Genomic DNA, 9949 nt, shown 5'->3' on the forward strand with positions numbered 1-9949 from the left:
TATCTCACTTTTCAATGATTATTTTACTCTGGATTGAAAACGAGAATTTTTCCAACGGACTATAGATACCTTTTATCTCCACTATTTTATTCTTATATCCTTCGAATATCTCTTCCACCTGCTGATTAGTATAATCATAATTAGGTTTATAAGCAGTATTTGCTATTGAGTTCATTGTCCCAAATACTTTACTAACTCTTGATTCAGCAATTTCTCTAAAATTATCGTTTTTTTCAATCTCCAATTTAGGAGATAAAAAATGAAATGAGGATGATAAATTACGTTTTTTTTCATAAAATTCTGTTCTTGAATTTGAATATTCTAAAAAAAATTTTTTTATTTCATTTCCTTTATCTAATAATTTTAAAAATAACTCATTAACTTCTTCATCACTATATTCATAATATCTTTTATTTGATAAATTTCCTATTAGTGACAATGTTTTATAAACTTGTGTCATTCTTCTTTCCACTACAATAACAAAATTATTTGCTTTATCTACTGTTGTCATATTGTTCCTCCATCTAACCATTATAGCATCGCAAATCTTTTTTGTCTATTTTTTTAAAATAAACGGTCTATTTAAAAATATTAGACAAAAAGACCGTATTTTTCTTGACATAGTGGATACGATATGCTAAGATATCATCAACAGGTAAATAATTACCTCAAACACCGTGTAGAAAGGAAAATTTGTCATGACCCCAGAAGAACAAATGGCATTAGAGTATTTTTATGAAGAGATGGACGCCTATTATTGTGAAGAAGAACAAGGAGAGATTTTTGATTGATACGAGAATTAAATCATATCTATAGTTTCTCAGGATAATTGGAAACTATATTTGCAAGATACTACATTTATACACAAAACACAAAAAGGAGAAGATAAATGAATATTGCAAGAGCCTCACCCAGAGTAGAGACTAATTGAAACAATAATACATATATTAATTTTGAAAGGAAATATTGTTATGAATTCAAAAAAAATAGTTCCAAAAACTAAAACTCATACCTTTGACGATGTTATCGAACAAGGGTATTGTCATAGGCTATCAAGATATGTTCCTGATGCAGTTGTTGGAGGTTCCTACAAATATGATTCAACAGATGCATTACCATATGCGAAAAAACTTAAAAATACACTATATGGGCAAAATTTATCTGTTAAGTATGTAGCAAGTTTGTTGGATATGTGGGATAGAGCATGTCAGTTATTTCATACGGTAACAGGGACATGCTTAGCGGATGACATCTTTACCTCAAAGAAAATTTATAGTGAATTGTATTTTTACAATACTAATACTTCTGATTTTATTACAGATGAGATTATTGAACTTGTTAAAGAAAAACATCGTTCATATTCTAGAAAAGCTGATGAAGATAGCATTTTATCAGTTGAACATGAGTTTGAGATTAACCCTGACATCTATTATTATGTTCTAGGCAAATTGGGTTGGAAAAGAGTAAAACACAATTACCTAGTTAAGGCTCTTGCAGGGGCATTATCTTAGTTTAATCTAGGGGAGTATTCCTCCCCTTTTATATCTTAAAAAAGAAAGGAATTGCGTCATGAAGAATCTCTATAAATATCTTTTTTATTTGTTCTTTATTGGATTTGGTTGCACATTATATTATGTGCTTCTTTTAAAAAATGTCTATTCTCCTATCTTTGAAGCTATTGCAATATTGATGGGTATTACGATGATTATCTTTTTGATGATTTTTATAGATATGGCTTCCCCTGCTGGAGAGGAGAGAAAACATGAGAATGTTGAATCAAAGAATCTCGGTGATGAATAAGTATCCGTACTTTATTCGTCCTCGAAATATTAAAATTGTTAGACTAGCTATTCAAATTTTTACCCTTTTACTTCTCATGTGTTCATGGATTGCTACAATCCCATTTATTGCACGTCTAGTCTTTTCCATGTTTTTTATAAGTCTTCTTTTTTTCGTAGAGAAGTTCTTTCGTTCTAATTTTATAGCAAAATTGAGAAACAAGCTCAATATCAGAGAAGCATTGTTTTATATGTTAGTTAGTTTGGCTCTTTATGATGAAAGTGATAATGAAGTAGTAGATACAGCAGTTCTATATTTTGACGTTTCTAAGGATAACAAAGTTATTGTCTGTGTCCCATTATTTGGCAACCGTTATCTGAAAACCTTGAAAAATTTAGAGGAATATCTATGCCCCACTTTGGGCTTGTCCTTGCTGTCTAAAAAAGAAGAAATCGATAAAATAGTATACGTGTTAGGGAAGATAGAAGAAATTGAACAATACGTTTTTAATACTAATACATTAACTAGGGAGTTTTTTAAGGATATTCCTAGTCCAATAATCAAGCTATCAAATACCCAACAATTCTCTCTGAAATCGAATACTAATATCGGTATATATGGACGAACAGGGACAGGAAAAACAATAGCCCTACAATGGTACTTATTTAATGCACTGGCTAAAGGTTGTGGAACTGTTGACGGTACTTACTTAGGCATTGTAGACGGAAAAGGGGCAGACTTATATGCCCTTGGCAAGCTTCTTGAAGAAGAATTGGGCAAAAGTGTTTCCGTAGGTTCTTCTCCTACTTCACTTGCAAAGCTATCAAGACAGTTTGTGGAGATGATGAATGAACGTTTTGAGGTTATCAAGCAGAACAGTTCTCTAAATGCTGATGCATATGATTTGGGGATGACACCGAATTTCCTGTTTATTGATGAGCTCGCTTCTATTCGTGATAGTTGTGGCTCTAGCAAACAAGGTAAAGAGTTATGGAACGAAATTTTGCAAAATTTGGGTTTGATTGCTCGCAAAGGACGCCAGGCAGGTTTTCACCTCTGCCTTAGTACCCAAGACCCTAATGCAGACAATATTCCTGTGGAGTTGCGCCTCCAAATATCAAGTGTTTTGTATCTCTCGAATATTGGTATAGACCGGTTAAAAATGGCATTTTCTATGTGTGAACTTGAGAATGTACCTACTGTATCAGACAGGAAAGGGGAAGCTCTATTTTTCGCTGATGGAATAAATTCGGTTGAGCCTGTGCTAACAATTGTGCCATTTGTTGATTTAAAAACTAAACAAGAATTTTTACAGGTAGTTAGAAATATACTGCCAAACTACTAATAACGGTATTTTTCTCTGTTGGAATAGGAATTCTTTTCAATAGAGAAAAAGAGCCAACCGACTGCATTGCAGGAGGTAAGAAAGAAAGGAATTTAACATGAAATTAAATGATTTTTTGAAACCCGAGTTACTAGGCAATCGCTTTTTTGCCGTTAAAGGGTATACAGAAGTATTAGATAGAGAGACTAATAAGCCCGTAGCTTTACGACTTAATGTGTCAATTCAAGATGAGAATTCTGATTTCTTTATGGAGATGATACAAGTCAAAATAAATACATTATCGCCTACTGCTTCTGTTCAAGAGATGGCGAACAACAAAACTTGTCCTGTTAGTCTTAAAGATTTAAACGTAGGGCAATTCAATGGAAATTTGTGGTTCGCTTGTTCTGATGTTTTACCTGTAACAAAATAGCTAAGATTAGATAATATATAAAGGAGTTTTACAATGCAAACTTTTAACTACGATGATTTTAAGAATGAAAAGGGGATTGTTTCATTTTCTGAAGCAGAACAAATCTATTCTAGTCTCCTTAATTCCTCCAATCAACTTGATAAAGAATTTCAAGAAGAATGGACAACATTTGTACTTCTATGCGTAGAGTATGCCTCTGCACGTGGTAAATGGCTCACACTCTCAAGAGAAGAGAAACTTGCCAATGATGAATCTAGAACTGTTACTCACAATAAAGTTATTTATCAACTAAAGATTTTAAAAGGTTTAGCAAGTGAACAGGGCAATGATGTTGCTTGGTTTGAACAATTTAACGATGACAGAAAACGTATTGGCGACTTTGCTTGCTATGTAGCTTATATCTATGCCTTAAATGCTCGATAGACAATTAGAGGATATTATAGCTATATATTACTCTATGTCTGATATTCATGGAAATTATTAAATAACATCTTAAGAATAATTAATTCTATTTATCTATCACCGAAACAATGTGCTATAACTTAATTCGATTCTTAGACTAATATCAAAAATAAAGAGGGGAATATATATGAAGACGTTATTAATTGGTGATTTACACTTAAAATCTCAACTGATTTTACCCATTGTTGACAAAATTATCCAAACACATAATATTAAGAGAATCATTTTTCTTGGTGATTACGTTGATTTACATGGTCAAACTAACAATATCCAACTTTATGCCAAAGACCTCACTTTTTTATACTCTTGGAAAATAGATAAAGAGCAAAACGGAATAGATGTAATTAATCTTATAGGTAATCATGATGCTTATTATTTACTGGGAGAACAAGCTCCTTTCTCAATTCAAAACCTAGAGGTCTTTTTCGCAGTTAAAGAATTGTTGCAGGATTTGAAATTACAAGTAGCTTATCAACTAGATGATTATTTAGTCAGTCACGCTGGTTTCAATCTGATATTTGACCCAAAAGAATGGCATTTTAACCTCTATACCAAAGAGCATGAAGAAGAATTAGATATTCTAGCTTATACAATAGGACCAATGCGTGGTGGGAAAGCTCTTGGGGGGTCTCCTTTATGGGCACATTTTAGAGAATTAGAACTGCTTCCCAACCAAGACTTTCCTAAACAAATTGTTGGGCATACCCCTAAAGAATCTATTGATATTTCTAAAAATGTTATTGGTATAGATACTTTTTCATTATATATTGACAAAGATAATAAATATCAATTTATTGGTAATGGAGATTTACTCGTTTATGACCAAGGACATTTTGAGGTCATTTCAACAGACTGGGCAACAGACAAAATATTAAAACAATTACCACGACTATAAATTTAATAGCTACTTCTCATCATGTACCTAAGCAAAACTGCCGACAAGCAGTCGGCAAGCTGGAAGTGTGTTTAGCGGAGCGGTGCTTAGGATCACATGATAGAAGTAGGGAGGAGCTTTGCTCCTCCTAGTTTATTTATTATATAGACAATCTTTTGGCGAAAGCTATAATAAGGGTGCATTTTTTTATGAGTAATTATAATAAAAAAATCATTCGCACCGCTTCCTATATCGAAATTTGGGAATATGAAAAGCCAATTTTTTCAAAAGGAAAATCAACTATAGATACTAATGCTGAAAACAAGGAAAAATCAAAACGTAGAACATTTGACGAACTAACACCAGAAGAACAAGAAAAACGTCTGGAGCGAATGAAAAAAACTCGCTTAGAAGCAAAGTGGAACTTACTCCGTCTAGTCGATTGTAACTTTGATGATACGACTTCTTTTCTTACCTTAACCACTAAAGAAAATATCAGCGAGAGAAACGAATTCAAAGACTTACTCAAAACATTTATCAAACGCTTTAACTATCACATATTTAAAACTAAAAAAAGCCAATTAAAATATATTGCAGTATTAGAAAAGCAAAAACGTGGAGCATGGCATGCTCATATTCTACTTTTCAGTGTTCCCTATATTCCACATAAGCAATTATTAGAACTTTGGGGGCATGGTGCAGTATGGATAAATAAAGTTGACGTCGACAGCAAAGAAAATCGCGGTCGATATGTCACAAAGTATTTTGAAAAAGGTATTGGACAAGAATTGTTGGAAAACTTCGGAAAGCAAGCCTATTTTTCATCACGCAACTTGAAAAAGCCTGATGAAGATAAATTTTACACTTATGAAGATTTTAACTATGATAGTTCAGTCGTGCTATATGAAACGGAATACACTAGTAAGGTCTATAAAGACGGTCAGTATTTCGATAATCATGTAAAGTACAAGAAAATAAGACTAGATGAATAAAGGAGTAAGTCACATGATAGCAACTGTTACTAAGAATGACCTAATTGCCCTCGGTTTCTCTGAGGGAACATCTAAACGTATTATCCGCCAAGGGAAAGAGCTACTGATAACCCGAGGCTTTACAGTCTATCAGAACAAGCGAATTGGTACTATACCTGCTACTATTGCTACCGAATTACTCGGTTTTGATGTTCAAAACAGTACCCTCAAGGAGTAAAATATGGCAATTAGAAAAGGTAAAGACGGTAATTGGGTAGTTGATATTAGCAACGGTTTTGACCCAATAACACTAAAGCAACGTAGACTTGTCAGAAAGGGCTATAAGACGAAAAAAGAAGCTATTGAAGCAGAACACTACTTACGAAGTGTAGAGTTAAAAGAACGCTTCTATGGGGCTAAAATAACTATCCCCATACTATATGAACTACTTAAGGAAGAAGATAGCATAAATCATCGAAAAGCAAGCTATATCAATACACAAGATAATAATTACAACAAACACATCAAAGATTATTTTTCTATGGTCGATAATGTCGGAAAATTGACCTATGATGACATCTACCAGTTTAGAGAACATCTTAGGCAAAAAGCGGCTAAAAATTCAGATAGACCGTTAAGCACAAATACTATTAACAAAATCATGATTTTACTCAAAAAAATTTTTGATGTTGGTTTGCGAAAAGGCTATTACTCCTCCAATCCAGCAAAATTGATAAAAAAGTTGCCAATTGAAAAAACAAAAATGCAATTTTGGACAGTCAAAGAATTTCAGAAGTTTTTGACACTATTTGAACCCGAAGAATACAATATCAAACTACTCTTTACTGTTCTATTCTTTACAGGATTAAGACTTGGGGAAGCTCTTGCCCTAACATGGCAAGACATCGACTTTTCAAGTAATACAATTCATATCACGAAATCTGTCTATGTTAATAAAGGAGTAACTCATATCAGCACAACAAAAACTAAAGCAGGAACAAGAAGAATTGTCATCAATAAAAAATTAAGCCAAGAATTACAAGATTGGGAAAAGCAACAAAAACATCTATTAGAGCAATTTACCAACAATAGCCTAACATTACAAGTGTTTCAAAATAGTCCTATCACAATTACAAAAAATGCAGTTGAAAAACAATATAAGAAAATACTTGAACGTGATAGCACACTAAAACAGATACGCATACACGATTTTAGGCACTCACACGCTTCCCTGCTGATTAACCAAGGGGAAGATTATCTAGTTGTAAAAGAGCGACTAGGACATGCTTCTATAACAACCACGATTGATACCTACTCTCACTTGTACCCAAGTAAGCAAAAGGATTTAGCTGATAAACTAGATGATTTACTATAAAGTAATTGAGTTTTATAAATGGAAAGTTTATAATTAAATCATGGATACATCACAAGCAATAAAAGCACATGAAGTAGCTAAAAAAGCACACTTTGGACAAATTGATAGAGCAGGAATTGACTACATTAAACACCCTGAAACAGTAGCTAGTTTTGTCGCAACTGATGAAGAGAAAGCTGTCGCCTATCTACATGATGTAATTGAAGATACTTCACTAACCCTACTAGACCTAAAAAAGGAAGGTTTTTCAAAAAACATTATAGAAGCCGTCGATATACTTACAAAGAAAAAAGGACAAGATTATCAATCTTATCTCAATCTAGTAAAGACAAATGAACTTGCTAGAGTTGTAAAGTTGGCGGATTTACGGCATAATTCAGATTTAAGCAGACTACCATTAATTACTGAAAAAGACTTAGAGAGAAATAAGAAATACAGTTCTGCTATTAGATTTTTAAAAACAAAGAAAAAAAGTTAGTAACTAAACTATAAAAATTTATAAAGAGAAAACAAAAGACAAGGCTTATAAACTTTGTCTTTATTACTATACTGGCGGTCGGTCTCGAACTGGTACATCCTTGCGATACTACAATTTTATTAAAATAAATAACTATAAAAAGTGAAATTTTTTATTGAGAAACTTTTAGACTAGGAGTATAATGTATCTAAAATAACTATTAGGTGGCTGTTATATGAATAATGATGTTACTACACTAATTTCTGTTCAATTTAGTCAAGAGTTAAATTCTTTATTAAATGCTATTGTTGAAGAAAATAATACAACAAAGACTGACTTTATTAGACAAGCTATTATAGAGAAAATTGAAGATATGTATGATATTAAGGTCGCTGATGAAGCTTATAAAAAATGGGTTGAATGTGACAAAAAAACTTTCTCACATGAAGAAATGATGAGACGCTATGGCTAAAATATACGCAATATCTGATATACATGGATACTTGGATAAATTCATAGACGCTCTCAATAAAGTAAATTTAAACGTTCAAGATAATCGCCTATTTTTACTAGGAGATTATCTTGATAATGGACTTCAATCTTTTCAAGTCATTTCCAAAATAATCGAACTTGAGGAGGTTTATCCTAATCAAATTATTACTCTTCTAGGGAACCATGAAGAATGGTTTTATGATTGGTTGATTTTAGATAAGCCTACTGCTTCAGCATTTCCAGAAACAATAAAAAGCTTCTTCTCTCCAGAGGAATTGAACTATATTTTTAAATCGAATGCTAACAACTTTGAAACAGGTGTTAGAAATGAAATTAAAAATAATATCAAATTCAACCCATTTATAAACTGGTTTAAAAAACGATATAGGGATGAACGCTATTATGAAACTGAAACCCAAATTTTTGTCCATGCTGGCATTGATGAAGAAGCAGGAAAGCTTTGGAAAGAACTAACGAGTTCAGAGATATTTACAAACAAATTTCCTATTACCACTGGTAGATTTCATAAAGCTATTATTTCGGGCCATATTGCTTCTTGGGAAGTAGCTAAAGATAGAAGATACCTAGGTAAGATTTACTATGATAGTAAAAGTCATTACTTTATTGATGGAGATGTAACGAATAGCAAAACAATACCTGTTCTTTACTATGATACAATTACCCAAAAATATCACTTTCTATAACTTTTAATCATGTGCTTTTATATGAAATTAGTAATTATTAGTAACAATTCCAATAAATTTCTTATGACATAACAAAAAGACAAGGTTTCTAACCCTTGTCTTTTCTACTATACCGGCGGCCGGGGTCGAACCGGCACGTCCTTGCGGACACTGGATTTTGAGTCCAGCGCGTCTGCCAATTCCGCCACGCCGGCAAATAGTAACTGGGGTAGCTGGATTCGAACCAACGCATGAGGGAGTCAAAGTCCCTTGCCTTACCGCTTGGCTATACCCCAATAATATAAAATAGGCGAGTGATGGGGATCGAACCCACGCATGCCAGAGCCACAATCTGGTGTGTTAACCACTTCACCACACCCGCCATAATTCTATTAACACGGGCAGTAGGAATTGAACCCACACTGAAGGTTTTGGAGACCTTAGTTCTACCTTTAAACTATGCCCGTAAAATGGAAGGGGAGGGATTCGAACCCCCGAACCCGAAGGAGCGGATTTACAGTCCGCCGCGTTTAGCCTCTTCGCTACCCTTCCAAAATATATAAATGGCGCGAGACGGAATCGAACCGCCGACACATGGAGCTTCAATCCATTGCTCTACCAACTGAGCTACCGAGCCTTATTGCGGGAGCAGGATTTGAACCTACGACCTTCGGGTTATGAGCCCGACGAGCTACCGAGCTGCTCCATCCCGCGTTAATATAAAAGGAGGATGTGGGATTCGAACCCACGCACGCTTTTACACGCCTGACGGTTTTCAAGACCGTTCCCTTCAGCCGGACTTGGGTAATCCTCCAAAATAGTTTATACGGGAACAAGCCCGCGTCCTCTTAGTGAACAGATAATATTCCAATCCCCTAGTAATGGACTAAACACTATGGGCACGAGTGGACTCGAACCACCGACCTCACGCTTATCAGGCGTGCGCTCTAACCACCTGAGCTACGCGCCCAAGTTAAAAACTTGGTACAAAGAACAAAGTTCAAAGCGGGTGACGAGAATCGAACTCGCGACAACAGCTTGGAAGGCTGTAGTTTTACCACTAAACTACACCCGCTAAAATGGGAGTTAACGGGATCGA

At 34.2% G+C, this 9949-nt stretch carries 13 protein-coding genes and 10 tRNA genes; 12 read left to right on the forward strand and 11 right to left on the reverse strand.

From position 1 onward, the window contains the following. Positions 1–4: 4 nt before the first annotated feature. Positions 5–511 (reverse strand): hypothetical protein, encoded by a 507-nt coding sequence (locus HT724_RS09580; RefSeq protein ID WP_173254950.1) that lies wholly within the window; start codon positions 509–511, stop codon positions 5–7. Positions 512–971: 460 nt separating this feature from the next. Between HT724_RS09580 and HT724_RS09585 the strand changes: the two genes are divergently transcribed. The 12 genes from HT724_RS09585 (at position 972) to HT724_RS09640 (ending at position 8871) form a co-directional block, all read left to right on the forward strand. Further along, the gene (locus HT724_RS09585; RefSeq protein ID WP_001086132.1) at positions 972–1511 is read left to right on the forward strand and encodes a hypothetical protein; all 540 of its coding nucleotides are present in this window, start codon (positions 972–974) and stop codon (positions 1509–1511) included. Positions 1512–1569: 58 nt separating this feature from the next. Continuing rightward, positions 1570–1800, forward strand: coding sequence for a hypothetical protein (locus tag HT724_RS09590; RefSeq protein ID WP_000794049.1), 231 nt, complete (start codon positions 1570–1572; stop codon positions 1798–1800). Beyond that, complete coding sequence (locus HT724_RS09595) at positions 1763–3124, forward strand: FtsK/SpoIIIE domain-containing protein (RefSeq protein WP_173276809.1); 1362 nt, start codon at positions 1763–1765, stop codon at positions 3122–3124. Before HT724_RS09590 ends, HT724_RS09595 begins: the two co-directional genes overlap by 38 nt. 97 nt (positions 3125–3221) lie before the next feature. Continuing rightward, complete coding sequence (locus tag HT724_RS09600; RefSeq protein ID WP_000772805.1) at positions 3222–3536, forward strand: hypothetical protein; 315 nt, start codon at positions 3222–3224, stop codon at positions 3534–3536. Between the two features lie 33 nt (positions 3537–3569). After that, positions 3570–3959: a hypothetical protein gene (locus HT724_RS09605; RefSeq protein ID WP_001192942.1), complete on the forward strand. Its 390-nt coding sequence runs from the start codon at positions 3570–3572 to the stop codon at positions 3957–3959. Positions 3960–4125: 166 nt separating this feature from the next. After that, positions 4126–4893, forward strand: coding sequence for a metallophosphoesterase (locus HT724_RS09610; protein ID WP_000854384.1), 768 nt, complete (start codon positions 4126–4128; stop codon positions 4891–4893). Positions 4894–5081: 188 nt separating this feature from the next. Next, complete coding sequence (locus HT724_RS09615; protein ID WP_173276808.1) at positions 5082–5864, forward strand: Rep protein; 783 nt, start codon at positions 5082–5084, stop codon at positions 5862–5864. Between the two features lie 13 nt (positions 5865–5877). Further along, a complete protein-coding gene (locus tag HT724_RS09620; RefSeq protein WP_001858113.1) occupies positions 5878–6081 on the forward strand; it encodes a DUF3173 domain-containing protein in 204 nt (67 codons plus the stop codon). 3 nt (positions 6082–6084) lie between these two features. Then, positions 6085–7218, forward strand: a complete 1134-nt coding sequence (locus HT724_RS09625) for a site-specific integrase (RefSeq protein WP_173276807.1) — start codon at positions 6085–6087, stop codon at positions 7216–7218. Positions 7219–7258: 40 nt separating this feature from the next. Beyond that, positions 7259–7696: a GTP pyrophosphokinase gene (locus HT724_RS09630; protein WP_173276806.1), complete on the forward strand. Its 438-nt coding sequence runs from the start codon at positions 7259–7261 to the stop codon at positions 7694–7696. 214 nt (positions 7697–7910) lie between these two features. Continuing rightward, on the forward strand, positions 7911–8147 hold the full coding sequence (locus HT724_RS09635; protein WP_173276805.1) for a DUF6290 family protein: 237 nt from the start codon (positions 7911–7913) through the stop codon (positions 8145–8147). Next, positions 8140–8871 (forward strand): metallophosphoesterase, encoded by a 732-nt coding sequence (locus HT724_RS09640; protein ID WP_173276804.1) that lies wholly within the window; start codon positions 8140–8142, stop codon positions 8869–8871. Before HT724_RS09635 ends, HT724_RS09640 begins: the two co-directional genes overlap by 8 nt. Positions 8872–8981: 110 nt before the next feature. On the opposite strand, the gene HT724_RS09645 is transcribed toward HT724_RS09640, so the two are convergent. The 10 genes from HT724_RS09645 to HT724_RS09690 all read right to left on the reverse strand — a co-directional run bounded on the left by HT724_RS09645 (position 8982) and on the right by HT724_RS09690 (position 9925). After that, positions 8982–9065: transfer RNA gene (locus HT724_RS09645), tRNA-Leu, on the reverse strand. 9 nt (positions 9066–9074) lie between these two features. Continuing rightward, positions 9075–9146 (reverse strand) — tRNA-Gln (locus HT724_RS09650). A gap of 13 nt (positions 9147–9159) precedes the next feature. Then, positions 9160–9232, reverse strand: a tRNA-His gene (locus tag HT724_RS09655). 14 nt (positions 9233–9246) lie between these two features. Beyond that, positions 9247–9317: transfer RNA gene (locus HT724_RS09660), tRNA-Trp, on the reverse strand. 4 nt (positions 9318–9321) lie between these two features. Continuing rightward, positions 9322–9402 (reverse strand) — tRNA-Tyr (locus HT724_RS09665). A gap of 12 nt (positions 9403–9414) precedes the next feature. Then, positions 9415–9487, reverse strand: a tRNA-Phe gene (locus tag HT724_RS09670). Between the two features lie 3 nt (positions 9488–9490). Then, positions 9491–9564: transfer RNA gene (locus HT724_RS09675), tRNA-Met, on the reverse strand. Between the two features lie 10 nt (positions 9565–9574). Then, positions 9575–9664, reverse strand: a tRNA-Ser gene (locus HT724_RS09680). Positions 9665–9746: 82 nt separating this feature from the next. Next, a tRNA-Ile gene (locus HT724_RS09685) sits at positions 9747–9820 on the reverse strand. A 34-nt stretch (positions 9821–9854) separates the two neighbouring features. Next, positions 9855–9925, reverse strand: a tRNA-Gly gene (locus HT724_RS09690). Positions 9926–9949: the final 24 nt, after the last annotated feature.

Origin of the sequence: Streptococcus sp. k-402, from assembly GCF_013277515.1 — a bacterium.
Lineage (GTDB): Bacteria > Bacillota > Bacilli > Lactobacillales > Streptococcaceae > Streptococcus.